The following is a 16,865-nucleotide window of genomic DNA, read 5'->3' on the forward strand; positions in this document are numbered from 1 at the left end:
TGAGTAACCACAATAAAGGAGATGACGGATATGAATAACATGAACCAAATGATGAAGCAAGTGAAGAAAATGCAGGAGCAAATGCTGAAAGCACAGGAGGAGCTTGCGGACAAAACGGTTCAAGGGACTTCTGGCGGCGGAGTGGTAACCGCTGAAGTTAATGGACATAAAAAATTGCTTTCTATTACGATCAAGCCTGAGGCCGTAGATCCGGATGATGTTGAAATGCTTCAAGACCTTGTCATGACTGCTGTTAATGACGCTATGGCCAAAGCAGATGAGGTTGCTAATAAGGATATGGGCAAATTTACAGGCGGCATGAATATTCCGGGGTTATTTTAATTTAAATTGATCCTGTCCAAAGGAGACACAACCGATTGTATTATCCTGAACCGATAGCCAAGCTGATCGATGCCTTCACCCGTCTTCCGGGTGTAGGGCCAAAGACAGCGGCGCGTTTAGCTTTTCATGTGCTTAACATGAAGGAAGATGACGTTATTGATTTTGCCAAAGCGCTCGTGAGTGTGAAGCGTAACCTTCATTACTGTTCTGTGTGCTGTAATATAACGGATACCGACCCTTGCCGGATTTGTCAGGATAAGTCGAGAGATGTGTCTGTTATCTGTGTAGTTCAAGACTCGAAAGATTTGGTGGCTATGGAACGCACCAAGGAATTCGATGGATACTACCATGTATTGCAGGGTGCGATCTCTCCGATGGAGGGGATTGGTCCGGATGATATACGTTTGAAAGAACTGCTAACACGTTTGAGTGATGAGCGGGTCAAAGAATTGATTTTGGCAACGAATCCGAATATCGAGGGCGAAGCTACTGCGATGTATATTTCTCGTCTGGTGCGTCCGTTTGAGATTAGTGTGACCCGTATTGCTCATGGACTGCCGGTTGGCGGAGACCTGGAGTACGCGGATGAAGTTACTCTCTCGAAGGCGCTAGAAGGACGCAGGGAAATGCGCTAAGGTTCCTTGTTGTTTCTCGGTACAATATGGATGTTATCTTTACCGAATTAAAATGTGTAATCTGATTTGAATTGCAGGAGAGAGTCGTGAGACTCTCTTCTTTTTTTGCGTTAAAAACATATGTCCAAGTTCTAAGTTTGTCCCTTCCTTGATATGTATGAGAATGTGCTATGTAGATGAAGAGGAGGGGGAATGATGTTGATGTGGCGTAAAACACAGTGGTTAGGGGAGAAACGGAAGAGAGAGTTGGCTGAGCTGGAGGCAGAACAGGTTTATGCGGATGTGCAGAAGGCCAAACAAGAGTGGGAACGAGCGATGAGACAGTTTGAGTATGCATTGGGAGAAGATGAGATTGATTACGCAATCTATGTGCTTGAAGCAGCAGAGAGGAAATACCAAATTCACTTGAAAAGGGCGAAACGATTGACTGGGGATGGTAGGGCTATTACCGAGCGGGAAGTTAGCGTTTAGTGGGTTGCTTGTCAAGGACGTTTCAATATGTAACTGGAGGAATGAACTATGAAGACAATTATTCTGGGGAGTATATTGGTGGCATCTCTGTTGGCGCTCATTGTTGTTCTGTTTAGGAAGCGATTAGGTTTATCGATCTTTACATCGATCGGGGTCCATCTTGTACTTGCTGCTACTGGAATATATATCGTGAATTACTCCGGTTGGATAACAGGAATGTATATCCCATTGAACCCTGCTACAATAGGTACGGTTACTGTTTTGGGTCTGCCAGGTGTCGGGCTGTTGTTGGGGTTGAAATTTTCTTTGTTTGGGTAGTTGACTATTAAGAAAGAAATATGGTACATTATATCTCGTTGCTTTGCTTGCTTGGTTACACGCTTTAATTGAAACGAACGGAGTTCATCACGAACTTCGAAAAATAATTTCAAAAAAAGCTTGACTAAAACAAACAGAGTGTGATATATTATAAAAGTCGCCGCTGAGACAAAATGGTGACAAAAAAACAAGTTTGATCTTTGAAAACTGAACAACGAGTGAGTATCGATCTTGCTTGCAAGATCAAAAATTGAGATTTTAATCTCGTCAGATTCAAAATGAGCTTATCGCTCTTTTCAATACTTTATTGGAGAGTTTGATCCTGGCTCAGGACGAACGCTGGCGGCATGCCTAATACATGCAAGTCGAGCGGAGTTGATGGAAAGCTTGCTTTCCAGATACTTAGCGGCGGACGGGTGAGTAACACGTAGGCAACCTGCCCTCAAGCTTGGGACAACTACCGGAAACGGTAGCTAATACCGAATACTTGTTTTCTTCGCCTGAAGAGAACTGGAAAGACGGAGCAATCTGTCACTTGGGGATGGGCCTGCGGCGCATTAGCTAGTTGGTGAGGTAACGGCTCACCAAGGCGACGATGCGTAGCCGACCTGAGAGGGTGATCGGCCACACTGGGACTGAGACACGGCCCAGACTCCTACGGGAGGCAGCAGTAGGGAATCTTCCGCAATGGGCGAAAGCCTGACGGAGCAATGCCGCGTGAGTGATGAAGGTTTTCGGATCGTAAAGCTCTGTTGCCAGGGAAGAACGCTTGGGAGAGTAACTGCTCTCAAGGTGACGGTACCTGAGAAGAAAGCCCCGGCTAACTACGTGCCAGCAGCCGCGGTAATACGTAGGGGGCAAGCGTTGTCCGGAATTATTGGGCGTAAAGCGCGCGCAGGCGGTCATGTAAGTCTGGTGTTTAATCCCGGGGCTCAACCCCGGATCGCACTGGAAACTGTGTGACTTGAGTGCAGAAGAGGAGAGTGGAATTCCACGTGTAGCGGTGAAATGCGTAGAGATGTGGAGGAACACCAGTGGCGAAGGCGACTCTCTGGGCTGTAACTGACGCTGAGGCGCGAAAGCGTGGGGAGCAAACAGGATTAGATACCCTGGTAGTCCACGCCGTAAACGATGAGTGCTAGGTGTTAGGGGTTTCGATACCCTTGGTGCCGAAGTTAACACATTAAGCACTCCGCCTGGGGAGTACGGTCGCAAGACTGAAACTCAAAGGAATTGACGGGGACCCGCACAAGCAGTGGAGTATGTGGTTTAATTCGAAGCAACGCGAAGAACCTTACCAGGTCTTGACATCCAACTAACGAAGCAGAGATGCATCAGGTGCCCTTCGGGGAAAGTTGAGACAGGTGGTGCATGGTTGTCGTCAGCTCGTGTCGTGAGATGTTGGGTTAAGTCCCGCAACGAGCGCAACCCTTATATTTAGTTGCCAGCACTTCGGGTGGGCACTCTAGATAGACTGCCGGTGACAAACCGGAGGAAGGTGGGGATGACGTCAAATCATCATGCCCCTTATGACCTGGGCTACACACGTACTACAATGGCCGGTACAACGGGCTGCGAAATCGCGAGATGGAGCCAATCCCAGCAAAGCCGGTCTCAGTTCGGATTGCAGGCTGCAACTCGCCTGCATGAAGTCGGAATTGCTAGTAATCGCGGATCAGCATGCCGCGGTGAATACGTTCCCGGGTCTTGTACACACCGCCCGTCACACCACGAGAGTTTATAACACCCGAAGTCGGTGGGGTAACCGCAAGGAGCCAGCCGCCGAAGGTGGGATAGATGATTGGGGTGAAGTCGTAACAAGGTAGCCGTATCGGAAGGTGCGGCTGGATCACCTCCTTTCTATGGAGAATCGTCTTCTGCAACGAAGACATTCAAATTTTAAATCTAGCCAGGTCGGCTAGTTACTCACTCGTTGCTCAGTTTTGAGAGCTCAAACTCTCGAACGTTTGGTGGCGATAGCGAAGGGGTTCCACACGTTCCCATCCCGAACACGACCGTTAAGCCCTTCAGCGTCGATGGTACTTGGACCGCAGGGTCCTGGGAGAGTAGAACGCCGCCAAGCGTAACCCATTATGGGTTCAAAAAAATATAATGTGGGCCCTTAGCTCAGTTGGTTAGAGCGCACCTCTGATAAGGGTGAGGCCGGTGGTTCGAGTCCACCAGGGCCCACCATTTCTTCATCTAATATAAATATAATATGGGGCCATAGCTCAGCTGGGAGAGCGCCTGCCTTGCAAGCAGGAGGTCAGCGGTTCGATCCCGCTTGGCTCCACCAAAAAGATTTTTAAGCTTGTTCTTTGAAAACTAGATATCGAAACGAAACAAACGCGAATTAGAACATTCCTTTTTAGCTGAACTTGTGTTCAACAAGTTTCAATAAAAACGGTAGATTGCTGGAGCGAGTGATCGAAATGGAGCAATTTTTGGCTTTGGACGTAGTCCAAAACAAGGGAAGCGACAGCTCGAACACGAGCGACCTGGTTAAGCTACTAAGAGCACACGGAGGATGCCTAGGCGCTAGGAGCCGATGAAGGACGTGGCGAACAACGAAACTGCCTCGGGGAGCTGTAAGCAAGCTTTGATCCGGGGATGTCCGAATGGGGAAACCCAGCTGGGGTAATATCCAGTTACTCATAACTGAATACATAGGTTATGTAGAGGCATACCAGGGGAACTGAAACATCTAAGTACCCTGAGGAAGAGAAAACAATAGTGATTCCGTCAGTAGCGGCGAGCGAACGCGGAGAAGCCCAAACCAGAGAGCTTGCTCTTTGGGGTTGTGGGACGTCTCACATGGAGTTACAAAGGAGTCAGTTAAACGAAGAGGTCTGGAAAGGCCCGCCAAAGAAGGTAAAAGCCCTGTAATTGAAAGTTGATTCTCTCCGAGACGGATCCCGAGTAGTGCGGGGCACGTGAAACCCCGTATGAATCCGGCAGGACCATCTGCCAAGGCTAAATACTTCCTAGCGACCGATAGTGAAGCAGTACCGTGAGGGAAAGGTGAAAAGCACCCCGGAAGGGGAGTGAAATAGAACCTGAAACCGTGTGCTTACAAAAAGTCAGAGCCCGTTTTAGGGGTGATGGCGTGCCTTTTGTAGAATGAACCGGCGAGTTACGTTCCCGTGCAAGGTTAAGGTGAAGAGCCGGAGCCGCAGCGAAAGCGAGTCTGAATAGGGCGACATAGTACGTGGACGTAGACCCGAAACCGGGTGATCTACCCCTGTCCAGGGTGAAGGTGCGGTAACACGCACTGGAGGCCCGAACCCACGCATGTTGAAAAATGCGGGGATGAGGTGGGGGTAGCGGAGAAATTCCAATCGAACTCGGAGATAGCTGGTTCTCCCCGAAATAGCTTTAGGGCTAGCCTCGGAAAACAGAGTCGTGGAGGTAGAGCACTGATTGGGTGCGGGGCCCGCAAGGGTTACCAAGCTCAGTCAAACTCCGAATGCCATAGACTTACTTCCGGGAGTCAGACAGTGAGTGCTAAGATCCATTGTCAAAAGGGAAACAGCCCAGACCATCAGCTAAGGTCCCCAAGTGTGTGTTAAGTGGGAAAGGATGTGGAGTTGCACAGACAACCAGGATGTTGGCTTAGAAGCAGCCACCATTGAAAGAGTGCGTAATAGCTCACTGGTCGAGTGACTCTGCGCCGAAAATGTAACGGGGCTAAACACACCACCGAAGCTATGGCTTGATGCTTGCATCAGGGGTAGGGGAGCGTTGTATAAGGGTTGAAGGTGTACCGTAAGGAGCGCTGGACATTATACAAGTGAGAATGCCGGTATGAGTAACGAAAAGATCAGTGAGAATCTGATCCGCCGAAAGCCTAAGGGTTCCTGAGGAAGGCTCGTCCGCTCAGGGTAAGTCGGGACCTAAGGCGAGGCCGAAAGGCGTAGTCGAAGGACAACAGGTCGAAATTCCTGTACCACCGTAAATCGTTACGAGCGATGGGGGGACGCAGTAGGGTAGTGACGCAGACTGATGGATGTCTGTCCAAGCAGTAAGGCTGATGTGTAGGCAAATCCGCACATTACTAAGGCTGAGCTGTGATGGGGAGTGAAAATTACAGTAGCGAAGGTCATGATCTCACACTGCCAAGAAAAGCCTCTAGCCAGATGAAGGTGCCCGTACCGCAAACCGACACAGGTAGGCGAGAAGAGAATTCTAAGGCGCGCGGAAGAACTCTCGTTAAGGAACTCGGCAAAATGACCCCGTAACTTCGGGAGAAGGGGTGCCCCGGTAGTGTGAATAGCACGAGGGGGCCGCAGTGAAAAGGCCCAAGCGACTGTTTAGCAAAAACACAGGTCTGTGCGAAGCCGTAAGGCGAAGTATACGGGCTGACGCCTGCCCGGTGCTGGAAGGTTAAGGGGAGTGGTTAGGAGCAATCCGAAGCTGTGAACCGAAGCCCCAGTAAACGGCGGCCGTAACTATAACGGTCCTAAGGTAGCGAAATTCCTTGTCAGGTAAATTCTGACCCGCACGAATGGCGTAACGACTTGGGCGCTGTCTCAACGAGAGATCCGGTGAAATTTTAATACCTGTGAAGATGCAGGTTACCCGCGACAAGACGGAAAGACCCCATGGAGCTTTACTGCAGCTTGATATTGAATTTGGGTACGATCTGTACAGGATAGGTGGGAGCCTTTGAAGCGTGAGCGCCAGCTTGCGTGGAGGCACCGTTGGGATACCACCCTGATCGTATCTAGGTTCTAACCTGGTGCCCTCATCGGGTACGGGGACAGTGTCAGGTGGGCAGTTTGACTGGGGCGGTCGCCTCCTAAAGAGTAACGGAGGCGCCCAAAGGTTCCCTCAGAATGGTTGGAAATCATTCGAAGAGTGCAAAGGCATAAGGGAGCTTGACTGCGAGACCTACAAGTCGAGCAGGGACGAAAGTCGGGCTTAGTGATCCGGTGGTACCGCATGGAAGGGCCATCGCTCAACGGATAAAAGCTACCCTGGGGATAACAGGCTTATCTCCCCCAAGAGTCCACATCGACGGGGAGGTTTGGCACCTCGATGTCGGCTCATCGCATCCTGGGGCTGAAGTAGGTCCCAAGGGTTGGGCTGTTCGCCCATTAAAGCGGTACGCGAGCTGGGTTCAGAACGTCGTGAGACAGTTCGGTCCCTATCTGTCGTGGGCGTAGGAAATTTGAGAGGAGCTGTCCTTAGTACGAGAGGACCGGGATGGACGTACCGCTGGTGTACCAGTTGTTCCGCCAGGAGCACCGCTGGGTAGCTATGTACGGACGGGATAAGCGCTGAAAGCATCTAAGCGTGAAGCCCCCCTCAAGATGAGATTTCCCAGTATGTAAGACCCCTTGAAGACGACGAGGTAGATAGGCTGGGGGTGGAAGTGCAGCAATGCATGGAGCTGACCAGTACTAATCGGTCGAGGGCTTATCCAATAGCAAGTTTTGAGTCGCGTATGTTTCGTTTCGAATCTAGTTTTCAAGGAACAATCCTTGAACAACGTTTAGATTGTCTTTGGAGAGATACCCAAGTGGCTATAAGGGGACCCTCTGCTAAGGGGTTAGGCTGAGTAATCGGTGCGAGGGTTCGAATCCCTCTCTCTCCGCCATCTTTACCTAAAGATGGACAAGCAATCAAAACAATTATAATATGGCGGTGTAGCTCAGCTGGCTAGAGCGTACGGTTCATACCCGTAAGGTCGGGGGTTCGATCCCCTCCGCCGCTACCATATTACCCAGGAGGCTTAGCTCAGCTGGGAGAGCATCTGCCTTACAAGCAGAGGGTCGGGGGTTCGATCCCCTCAGCCTCCACCATATACGCCGGTGTAGCTCAACTGGTAGAGCAACTGACTTGTAATCAGTAGGTTGGGGGTTCAAGTCCTCTCGCCGGCACCATTAATGCCTGGAACCGTGGTGTAGTTGGCCTAACATGCCTGCCTGTCACGCAGGAGATCGCGGGTTCGAATCCCGTCGGTTCCGCCATTAATTCTTAAAAATCAAATATGGCTCGGTAGCTCAGTCGGTAGAGCAGAGGACTGAAAATCCTCGTGTCGGCGGTTCGATTCCGTCCCGAGCCACCTTTAATCCTTGGAGGATTAGCGAAGTGGCCAAACGCATCAGACTGTAAATCTGCTCCCGTACGGGTTCGGTGGTTCGAATCCATCATCCTCCACCAGTTTTATGAGTCATTAGCTCAGTTGGTAGAGCACCTGACTTTTAATCAGGGTGTCGAAGGTTCGAATCCTTCATGACTCATCTTAAAAAAAGAGTGATTGATCATTAATTTGATCGATCACTCTTTTTTTATATTAGCAGATGAGCCCAATATGTCAGATTAGTGGTTACTAAGCGACACCCATTAAGATATGGTAAAATACAAATAAAAATAAAGCAGAGTGGTGACGTTCATTATATGAAGCTCATACCTGATTTGAAGCAACAAATTGAAGTTGTGATAAGCACGACATTGGACGAATATGAAATTACGATACATGAGTGGATGCTATCGATTGAGAACCTGATTGGCTTAGACGAAAATAAGTCTTTGATCATCCAAAGCGAAGTTGGTGAAGGAGAACTTGACTCAGTAGCAGGTTCAACCATTTCCTCAGATATTATTAGCTTGCACAATGGCGAACGTATTTTTTTCAAAGTCGGCATGAATGAAGAGGAAAAAACAGTTGTGTGTTGGGGATGCGAGGCAAGATCGATGACAATGGAGAATCGTCGTCTGATCGAGTTATTGATTCTCAGTAATGCAGGTTCACCTCCCAGTGAGAATGAATCCCAGCTTGTAAACGATACGGACAAGCAATTATCTTTGCTGGGAACATGGCTTAGGGAGCAGGTTAAGGCCTACGATACTGGAAGTTTGGAACCATTGCCTGATTCGTTCACTTCTATTGCAGGAATGCAGGAGGAGAAAGTTCTTTTTCTTTTAAAAGGCGAGACCCCAGATTCACAGCGTGTGGACTCTAATGTGTTGAACAAGCTACTGGAGAGTTATTTTGGCGAGGAGATTACTTTAATTCCACTTGGTAAGCAGGAGTGGATCTTCATGGGTGATGAAGAAATTGTTACAGGAGAAGCAGATGAAGACACAGCAGAAGCGAGGAAAGATTCGCTCAATGCTTTTTGTATGGGATTATATGAGCTAGTAGCTAGTGAGTTCGCAGGGGTGTTCCATTTGTCCGCTTCACTGCCATGTATTCCAAAGGAAGCACTGGTTCGGGTGACCGTCCTACTTCAGGAGAGTATGCATCTCGGCCGATCCTTCCATGTTGCACAGCATATCCACCTACCTTGGAATCTGCAACTGGAGCAGTTGGTGGCGAGTATATCAGAGCAGCAACGGTTACGTTTTATCAGGGAAACGGGTAAGGATACACTGCTCTTTAACGATAGCGAGACATTGGCAACACTGGAGACGTTCTTTGCTTTGGACTGTAATGTCAGCGAGACAGCAAAACGTTTATTTATCCATCGTAATACGCTGGTGTATCGCCTGGACAAAATCAAACAGGAGATTGGTTACGATGTTAGACACTTTAAAAGTGCAATAATTGTGCAGCTTTTACTACTGATGTACAAAGTGACGAAAAAGGTTTGATATTTTTGTGCAGTTTGCGAATAGTCAGATAACCCGGTCATAGGGTATTATAAATATACAAATTGTATTCGATTACAAAATGATCTCTGAGGAGGCAACAATCATGGCAGGAGTACGTTTAGAGCATATTTTCAAAAAATACCCGGGTTCTGATAAAGCAACTGTAGTTGACATTAACCTGGACATTAAAGATAAAGAGTTTCTGGTACTGGTAGGTCCGTCCGGTTGTGGTAAATCAACAACACTGCGTATGATCGCAGGCCTTGAGGAAATTTCTGAAGGTAAACTCTATATCGGTGACCGTGTCGTTAATGATGTTGCACCTAAAGACCGCGATATCGCGATGGTATTCCAATCCTACGCCTTGTATCCGCATATGAGCGTATATCAAAACATGGCATTTGGTTTGAAATTGCGTAAGGTTAAAAAAGATGAGATCGACAAACGTGTACGTGAAGCAGCTAAAATCCTCGACATCGAGCACTTGCTTGAGCGTAAGCCTAAAGCATTGTCCGGTGGTCAACGTCAACGTGTCGCTTTGGGACGTGCGATTGTCCGTGATCCACAAGTCTTCTTGATGGATGAGCCTCTCTCCAACTTGGATGCGAAACTTCGTGGACAGATGCGTGCGGAAATCACTAAGCTTGCTAAACGTTTGGAAACAACCGTTATCTACGTAACGCATGACCAGATCGAAGCAATGACGATGGGTGACCGGATCGTAGTTATGAAGGATGGTATCATCCAACAAGCTGCTTCTCCAGAAGAGCTTTATAACCACCCAGCAAACCTGTTCGTAGCTGGATTCATTGGTTCCCCGACAATGAACTTTATCTCGGGTAAACTGGCTGAGCAAGGTGCAAGTCTTCACTTCGTAGCTCCTGGCGTGGATGTTGAAATCCCGCAAGGTAAAGCACAAGTACTGAAATCCAGAGGATATGTTGGTAAAGAAGTTATTCTGGGTGTTCGTCCAGAAGACATTCACGAAGAGCCAGTATTCCTGGAAGCTTCCCCGAACTCTGTATTCTCTACTCACGTAGACGTAACAGAGAACCTGGGTCACGAAATGCTCCTCTACTTGAGCGGTGTGGGTAACGACACTACAATCGCACGTGTAGACGGACGTTCTAACACTCGTGATGGTTCTACAGTTAAAATGGCCATTGACATGAACAAAGTTCATATCTTTGACAAAGAATCAGAAGTTAACGTACTTCTTCAAGACTAATTCTACTGAAGATCCTCGGTGACGATGGAATCTGGCAGTAACGCAATTATATAATGTAAATTGAGCCCCTTCCGTTTTTGCTGGAAGGGGCTTTTTTCAAAAAAATGGATAAGTTCTTATGCGGGCGGCAAAATCAATGAACTGCGGAAGTCTTCCAATCAGAAGATTCTCCCGCTCCTTTTTCTCGATAAAGAGTAGATAGAGCGGGCGTGTGCGATTGCATTCGGTCCAAAATTCATTTAAGATTATTTGAAGGTCTGTCCTCATAATGCTGTACGTTGAGTTACAAAAGACGGGCATCTCAAAAGAGACGACCTGGTTATGGATCATGTTGTGAATGCGCTAATAATGGAAAGAAATGATACACGAATTGGGTACATAGAGGCACAGCGAATGCTGAAAGGAAGAGACAAATGGCGAAAAAAGTGAAAGTATCCGAATTGGTACAGCAGTTTCAGATGGAAGTGGTATCGGGGTCTCAGGGATTAAAAAGATTCATCACAGTAGATGATCTTAACCGCCCTGGACTGGAGATGGCCGGTTACTTTGAATATCATCCAAAAGAACGGGTACAACTGCTGGGAAGAACAGAGCTGGCCTTTTTTGCAATGCTGCCAGAACAAGAGCGTCGGGAACGTATGCAGCGTCTTTGTACAGAAGAGACACCTTGTATTGTAGTGACACGCGGACTTGAAGTTCCGCAGGAACTGATTGATATCAGTGAAGAACAGAATCTGGCTGTACTGCGTAGCAACATGGCAACAACCATTCTCTCCAGCCGTATTACTGGTTTTCTGGAAGGCAAGCTTGCACCAACAGCCACTATTCACGGTGTATTGTGTGATGTGTATGGTGTAGGTATGTTGATCACAGGCAGCAGCGGTATTGGTAAAAGTGAAACTGCTCTTGAACTTGTAAAGCGTGGTCACCGCTTGATTGCCGATGATGCTGTTGAAATCCGCCAAACCTCCGACTTTCAACTTCACGGCACAGCACCGGAATTGATCCGTCACCTGCTTGAAATTCGGGGTGTCGGTATTATTAACGTCATGACTTTGTTTGGTGCAGGTGCTGTACGTAATAATAAACGGATTACATTGGTTGTACGTCTTGAAGCATGGCAGCAGGATAAACAGTATGACCGTCTGGGATTGGATGAAGAGACCACACGCATTATTGATACCGATGTACCTCTGGTTACCATTCCGGTTCGTCCTGGACGAAATTTAGCTGTAATTATTGAAGTGGCTGGCATGAACTATCGTTTGAAACAGATGGGGCTTAATGCTGCACTCCAGTTCACGAACAAGCTGACTGCAACCATTTCTGAAGATATGGAAGATATGGACTAAGGTGGGCTAAGGAAAGTTACCCCAATCAGCTGAATAGCAGGGTAGGGGCAATATTAGGCATAGGGCTATAAATATAAAGATTATAGTTTTCATGAGGCATGGCAACTGGGGTCTGCACACCTTCAAACAGGAAGGCGTATAGCAGGCTCCACACGGTCATGCTTACCGATGTGAATTGATTGATAGGAGTGTGAATGAATGGATACATTATTACTGTTGAACCCGATTGCGTTCTCCATTGGCGCTTTAAAGGTTCACTGGTACGGTCTTATCCTGGGTACTGCAGCACTGTTGGGCCTGCTGCTTGTCATTCGGGAGGGCAAAAGATTTAATATTCCGCAAGAAGTGTTCATGGATATGGTTTTATTAGGTGTACCTTCTGCAATTATTGGAGCACGTATCTATTATGTGGCATTTAAGTGGGAAGATTATAAGGATAACTTCTGGGATGTCTTTAAAATATGGAATGGTGGTATTGCGATCTACGGCGCTTTAATAGGTGCTATTATATGTGCAGTCATTTTCTTCCGTCGTAAAGGTTATAACTTCTGGCGTATGGCGGACATCTGTGCACCTGGACTGATCGTTGGGCAGATGATTGGACGCTGGGGTAACTTTGTCAATCAAGAGGCTTATGGTGGGCCTGTAGAAGAATCATTTTTAAGAGACAAGCTTCACCTACCGGACTTTATTGTCAATCAAATGAACGTGGAGGGTGTATTCCATCATCCGGCTTTTCTGTATGAATCCGTATGGAGCTTTGTAGGATTAATCCTGTTGCTGGTGCTTCGTCGTCAGAAATTCATGCGTGCAGGCGAAATGTTCATGTCTTATTTCATCTGGTATTCCATTGGACGATTCTTCATTGAAGCTGTACGTACGGATAGTCTGGCATTTCAGGCTCCGGAATGGGTCGCTTCATTCGTGAACGGATTATGGTCACCAATGACTGCACTGGGTTTCGAACAAGGATATTTAGATCCAGCGTATGGTAATGTAAGAATTTCGCAGCTGCTTGCCATTGCCATTATTGTTGCTGCTGTTGTGTTCATAGTAGTAAGAAGAGTGACGGGGAAAGCAGATGCACGATACAGTGATCCGATTGTTTCGTCAAAAGTTGTTGTAGATGACATTGGACATACGGAAACCGTAACGGGTGAAGAGGAAAAGGTAACAACCACATCAAGCTCTGCTCAAGATGATTCGAAGCAAGTTGAAGATAAAAAGGAGTAATGCAACGTGATTAACACGGTACTGTTCGATCTGGATGGAACGATTATTGATACCAATGAGCTGATTATTAATTCATTCCTGCATGTAATGGAAGGTTGGGATCATGCTACCCCGTGGACAAGAGAGCAAATTATTCCGCATATGGGAGGCACATTGGAGCAACAAATGCGAACCTTTTCAGGTCAGGAAGAGGTATCGGAGTACGTCAAAGGTTATCGTGCCTATAATGATATCCACCATGAAGCAATGGTTAGACCTTTCCCACACGTAATCGAGGTGGTTGAGGCTTTGGATCAGGCAGGGATTACGATGGCTGTGGTGACGACCAAAATTCGCCCTTCTACATTAAAAGTGCTGGAGCGCTTTGATTTGCTAAAATATATGAAATCCATTGTGACCGTAACGGATGTAATTCATCCTAAGCCTCATGCAGAACCGGTGCAGAAAGCAATGGCAGAACTGGGGTCTAATCCTGCTCACACATTGATGGTGGGTGACAGTCCTGTTGACATTCAATCTGCGCAAAATGCAGGTGCCCTCTCCGCTGGTGTAGCTTGGTCGCTCAAAGGAGAGCAAGTGCTGAGCGGATATAAGCCGGATTACATTTTGCATGATATGAAGGATTTGCTGAATATGGTTCTTACGGGAACGGGCCGTTCATGAGAAAAGTAACCCGCTATCCGGTAGAAAGTCAAAATGCGCTTTGGCATATCTACAAGACAGTGAGCCCATGGAAGGGCATTCGTAATTTTATCTGGATTCAGTTGTCGCGTTACTGCCCTGTTCTGTCCCTCAAGAATTGGATTTATCGACGTATGCTCGGTATGAAGGTGGGGGAGCATACAGCTTTTGGCCTGATGGTGATGGTGGATGTATTTTTTCCAGAAAAAATAACGATTGGTGAAAACTCAGTGATTGGTTACAATACCACAATCCTGGCTCACGAGTATCTCATTAAGGAGTACAGACTCGGAGAAGTCATAATCGGGGATAATGTGCTGATCGGGGCGAATACAACAATCCTTCCGGGGATAACGATCGGGGATGGAGCGGTAGTGGCTGCCGGGGCAGTGGTACATAAGGATGTTGCTCCAGGGGCTTTTGTGGGGGGCAATCCTTTACGTGATCTGCGTTCGGCAGAAGCGGCGGAGGAAATGATTTTCAAAACGGATGAACCTTCTCAGCGAAAGCTGCATTAAGTGAAGGGATCGTCACGTTTGCAAGTTTAAAGGAAATAACAGACGATCTATGAAGTGATATATGGTGATAAAGGATCGTACATGAATCGTTTATGAACGAATGCATGGAGGGAAGAGCTGCTGAGGGCAGCTTTTTTCGTATACAAAACTTGAATCGAATCAAACGGTGAGGGGCCATAGGACACGGACAGGACAAGTGGGTCTAGCTCGGATAGGTCACCAAGCGCAGTCGTAGCTTAAGTTTGTTGACGATTCAGCAGCATCCATGTTATCATATCCCATATCCTTTAGTTTGTTAGCACTTTACCATACGAAAGTAATTTAAGGTGAAGATGACAATCATTCTATAGAGAAAACGAGTTATTAATGTAAAAGGCGAAGCCTTCATTGAGCTAGAGGAAATGGCTTTGCTGTAAATTAGGGTAACTAACATAGAACGGGGATTTGCTGTACATAAATCCTTTTTAGATAGAGCGTTTAAAAAGTAAAGATGATATAACTTCTGTCATCGAAGTGAGTATGTAAATATCTTTAATCTACTTATACAACAATCCAAATTCATGACTCGGGGTGAATGATATCCATGTCCAAACCAAAAGGCTTTGAAAAACCAACCGGTTTCCGTGACTATACACCACATGTGGTGTCCAAGCTGCGTAAGATTGAACGAAACGTTCTGGAGTGCATGGAGCGCTGGGGTTATCGTCAGATCATAACGCCAACGATTGAATATTACGACACGGTGGGAGTAGCTAGCTCTACATCGGATCGCAAATTGTTTAAATTGCTGAACAGTCGTGGTACGACATTGGTTCTGCGTTCTGATCTGACAGCTCCAATTGCACGTGTCGTATCATCGATGCTCAAAGATGAGGCATTGCCACTGCGTCTGTCCTATCATGCGAATGTATTTCGTTCCATTGAAGAGGAAGCCGGACGTGAGGCTGAATTTTTCCAAACAGGTGTTGAGCTTGTTGGGGACGATTCGCCTGAAGCAGATGCTGAAGTGGTTGCACTTGCGATTGCCTCTTTGCAGGCCGCGGGTGTGTCTTCTTTTAAGATAGCGATGGGTCATATGGGCTTTTTGAATGGACTGCTGGAGGAAGTAATCCCGGGTCAGACCGCTGAGCAGGAGCAATTGAAGGAAGGTTTGCTTGGACGTGATTACGTGGGCTACCGCCAATCGATTGAAGCATTAAGCCTGGAACCTAAACAGAAACAACAGCTTGAAGCGATTTTGCGTCTGCGTGGCGGGAAAGAAATCTGCACTCATGCGAGTGAACTTAGCTCAAGTGCTGAAGCTGCACAATCCATTGCACATCTGTGTGCGGTATTTGAAGTGTTGGAGGCTTACGGTGTCTCCGAGCATGTGTTGATTGATCTGACGATGATCGGCGATTTCTCCTATTATACAGGCATGACATTTGAAGGTTACGCGGCAGAGCTGGGATCACCTGTGTGTAGCGGCGGACGATATGACAATCTGTTGCAGCAGTTTGGGCGAGCTCTTCCGGCTACCGGATTTGCGTTAAAAACAAACCGGATTATTGACGGTGTCCATGGTATTACGATTGAAGAGACGAAACCGGTACGTATTGAATACAGTCCAGATCGCCGTGCTGAGGCATTGACCGAAGCCGCGAGATTACGCAGTTTGGGTCAAAACGTAGTTACATCTCTTCTTGCTGATAAAACGGTAGAGACGACACCTGTAACGAGCGAAACAACTGCGGAGCAGGATGAGCAGGTCATTATCTATGGATCACAAAAAGGAGGACACTGAGATGTCGGATATTCTGAAGGTGGCCATGCCCAAAGGCCGCATCTATAAAAAGGCCTCCAAATTGTTCCGCCAGGCAGGTCTGAATATTCCAGAGGACGTGGATGATACACGCAAACTGGTCATCGAGGTGCCAGAAGCCGGGATGGAGTTCATTATGGCCAAACCTGTGGATGTGCCAACGTACGTGGAGTATGGTGTTGCCGATATCGGCATTGTTGGGAAAGACGTATTGCTGGAAGAGGATCGGGATGTGTATGAACTGCTGAATCTGGGCATTGCCCAGTGCCGTATGTCGGTGATTGGGCTACCGGACTGGAAGGCAGGTATCCAGCAGCGAGTGGCGACCAAATATCCGCGAATCGCGTCCCAGTACTTCCGTGAGCAAGGGCAGCAAGTTGAGGTGATTAAGCTGAATGGATCAATTGAGCTTGCGCCTCTGATCGGACTGGCTGATCGAATTGTCGATCTGGTGGAGACCGGACAGACGTTGCGTGAGAACGGACTTGTGGAAATGACAGAAATTCTGGATATCACCAGTCGTCTGATTGCGAATCGAGTGAGCTACCGGATGAAAAATGCACGTATTCAGGCGCTGTGTGATGCACTTCAATCAGTGATTCCAAGCGGGAATGAGATCTCTGCGGGAAGTGCGGGACGATAGTGAACAGATCAGTAAAGAACGATAGCGAATAGATAAGTGAGCAG

At 47.4% G+C, this 16,865-nt stretch carries 12 protein-coding genes, 10 tRNA genes and 3 rRNA genes; all 25 read left to right on the forward strand.

Features of this window, described 5'->3' with window-relative positions:
* The first annotated feature begins 30 nt into the window (after nucleotides 1-30).
* Nucleotides 31-342 (forward strand): YbaB/EbfC family nucleoid-associated protein, encoded by a 312-nt coding sequence (locus tag AC1VYS_RS00630; protein ID WP_482912606.1) that lies wholly within the window; start codon nucleotides 31-33, stop codon nucleotides 340-342.
* A 35-nt stretch (nucleotides 343-377) separates the two neighbouring features.
* Complete coding sequence (recR, locus tag AC1VYS_RS00635; protein WP_062329683.1) at nucleotides 378-977, forward strand: recombination mediator RecR; 600 nt, start codon at nucleotides 378-380, stop codon at nucleotides 975-977.
* Nucleotides 978-1,172: 195 nt separating this feature from the next.
* A complete protein-coding gene (locus AC1VYS_RS00640) occupies nucleotides 1,173-1,448 on the forward strand; it encodes a DUF2508 family protein (protein ID WP_482912607.1) in 276 nt (91 codons plus the stop codon).
* Between the two features lie 48 nt (nucleotides 1,449-1,496).
* The gene (locus tag AC1VYS_RS00645) at nucleotides 1,497-1,766 is read left to right on the forward strand and encodes a pro-sigmaK processing inhibitor BofA family protein (RefSeq protein WP_482912608.1); all 270 of its coding nucleotides are present in this window, start codon (nucleotides 1,497-1,499) and stop codon (nucleotides 1,764-1,766) included.
* 304 nt (nucleotides 1,767-2,070) lie between these two features.
* Nucleotides 2,071-3,626: ribosomal RNA gene (locus tag AC1VYS_RS00650) — 16S ribosomal RNA — on the forward strand.
* A 106-nt stretch (nucleotides 3,627-3,732) separates the two neighbouring features.
* A 5S ribosomal RNA gene (gene rrf / locus AC1VYS_RS00655) occupies nucleotides 3,733-3,849 on the forward strand.
* Between the two features lie 33 nt (nucleotides 3,850-3,882).
* Nucleotides 3,883-3,959: transfer RNA gene (locus AC1VYS_RS00660), tRNA-Ile, on the forward strand.
* 27 nt (nucleotides 3,960-3,986) lie between these two features.
* A tRNA-Ala gene (locus AC1VYS_RS00665) sits at nucleotides 3,987-4,062 on the forward strand.
* A gap of 204 nt (nucleotides 4,063-4,266) precedes the next feature.
* Nucleotides 4,267-7,192, forward strand: a 23S ribosomal RNA gene (locus AC1VYS_RS00670).
* Together the 16S, 23S and 5S rRNA genes with 10 tRNA genes alongside form the textbook arrangement of a ribosomal RNA operon.
* An 81-nt stretch (nucleotides 7,193-7,273) precedes the next feature.
* Nucleotides 7,274-7,365: transfer RNA gene (locus AC1VYS_RS00675), tRNA-Ser, on the forward strand.
* A 43-nt stretch (nucleotides 7,366-7,408) separates the two neighbouring features.
* Nucleotides 7,409-7,485, forward strand: a tRNA-Met gene (locus AC1VYS_RS00680).
* Nucleotides 7,486-7,494: 9 nt separating this feature from the next.
* Nucleotides 7,495-7,570 (forward strand) — tRNA-Val (locus AC1VYS_RS00685).
* Nucleotides 7,571-7,575: 5 nt separating this feature from the next.
* Nucleotides 7,576-7,651: transfer RNA gene (locus AC1VYS_RS00690), tRNA-Thr, on the forward strand.
* 9 nt (nucleotides 7,652-7,660) lie between these two features.
* A tRNA-Asp gene (locus AC1VYS_RS00695) sits at nucleotides 7,661-7,738 on the forward strand.
* A gap of 22 nt (nucleotides 7,739-7,760) precedes the next feature.
* A tRNA-Phe gene (locus AC1VYS_RS00700) sits at nucleotides 7,761-7,833 on the forward strand.
* Between the two features lie 12 nt (nucleotides 7,834-7,845).
* Nucleotides 7,846-7,931 (forward strand) — tRNA-Tyr (locus AC1VYS_RS00705).
* A 7-nt stretch (nucleotides 7,932-7,938) separates the two neighbouring features.
* Nucleotides 7,939-8,011 (forward strand) — tRNA-Lys (locus AC1VYS_RS00710).
* A gap of 175 nt (nucleotides 8,012-8,186) precedes the next feature.
* Nucleotides 8,187-9,365 carry a PucR family transcriptional regulator gene (locus AC1VYS_RS00715; protein ID WP_482934451.1) on the forward strand — a complete coding sequence of 393 codons (1,179 nt, stop codon included), beginning with the start codon at nucleotides 8,187-8,189 and terminating at the stop codon, nucleotides 9,363-9,365.
* Between the two features lie 103 nt (nucleotides 9,366-9,468).
* Nucleotides 9,469-10,593: an ABC transporter ATP-binding protein gene (locus tag AC1VYS_RS00720; RefSeq protein ID WP_090924764.1), complete on the forward strand. Its 1,125-nt coding sequence runs from the start codon at nucleotides 9,469-9,471 to the stop codon at nucleotides 10,591-10,593.
* A gap of 413 nt (nucleotides 10,594-11,006) precedes the next feature.
* A complete protein-coding gene (hprK, locus tag AC1VYS_RS00725) occupies nucleotides 11,007-11,945 on the forward strand; it encodes an HPr(Ser) kinase/phosphatase (RefSeq protein ID WP_482912610.1) in 939 nt (312 codons plus the stop codon).
* Between the two features lie 198 nt (nucleotides 11,946-12,143).
* The gene (lgt, locus tag AC1VYS_RS00730) at nucleotides 12,144-13,178 is read left to right on the forward strand and encodes a prolipoprotein diacylglyceryl transferase (protein ID WP_482912611.1); all 1,035 of its coding nucleotides are present in this window, start codon (nucleotides 12,144-12,146) and stop codon (nucleotides 13,176-13,178) included.
* 6 nt (nucleotides 13,179-13,184) lie between these two features.
* Nucleotides 13,185-13,841: a pyrophosphatase PpaX gene (ppaX, locus tag AC1VYS_RS00735; protein ID WP_482912612.1), complete on the forward strand. Its 657-nt coding sequence runs from the start codon at nucleotides 13,185-13,187 to the stop codon at nucleotides 13,839-13,841.
* Nucleotides 13,838-14,377, forward strand: a complete 540-nt coding sequence (locus tag AC1VYS_RS00740) for an acyltransferase (protein ID WP_482912613.1) — start codon at nucleotides 13,838-13,840, stop codon at nucleotides 14,375-14,377. The genes ppaX and AC1VYS_RS00740 overlap by 4 nt, the downstream gene beginning before the upstream one ends.
* Nucleotides 14,378-14,960: 583 nt before the next feature.
* The gene (locus AC1VYS_RS00745; protein WP_482912614.1) at nucleotides 14,961-16,160 is read left to right on the forward strand and encodes an ATP phosphoribosyltransferase regulatory subunit; all 1,200 of its coding nucleotides are present in this window, start codon (nucleotides 14,961-14,963) and stop codon (nucleotides 16,158-16,160) included.
* A gap of 1 nt (nucleotide 16,161) precedes the next feature.
* The gene (gene hisG, locus AC1VYS_RS00750; RefSeq protein WP_482912615.1) at nucleotides 16,162-16,821 is read left to right on the forward strand and encodes an ATP phosphoribosyltransferase; all 660 of its coding nucleotides are present in this window, start codon (nucleotides 16,162-16,164) and stop codon (nucleotides 16,819-16,821) included.
* Nucleotides 16,822-16,865 lie beyond the last annotated feature (44 nt).

This window comes from Paenibacillus sp. G34 (assembly GCF_056856875.1).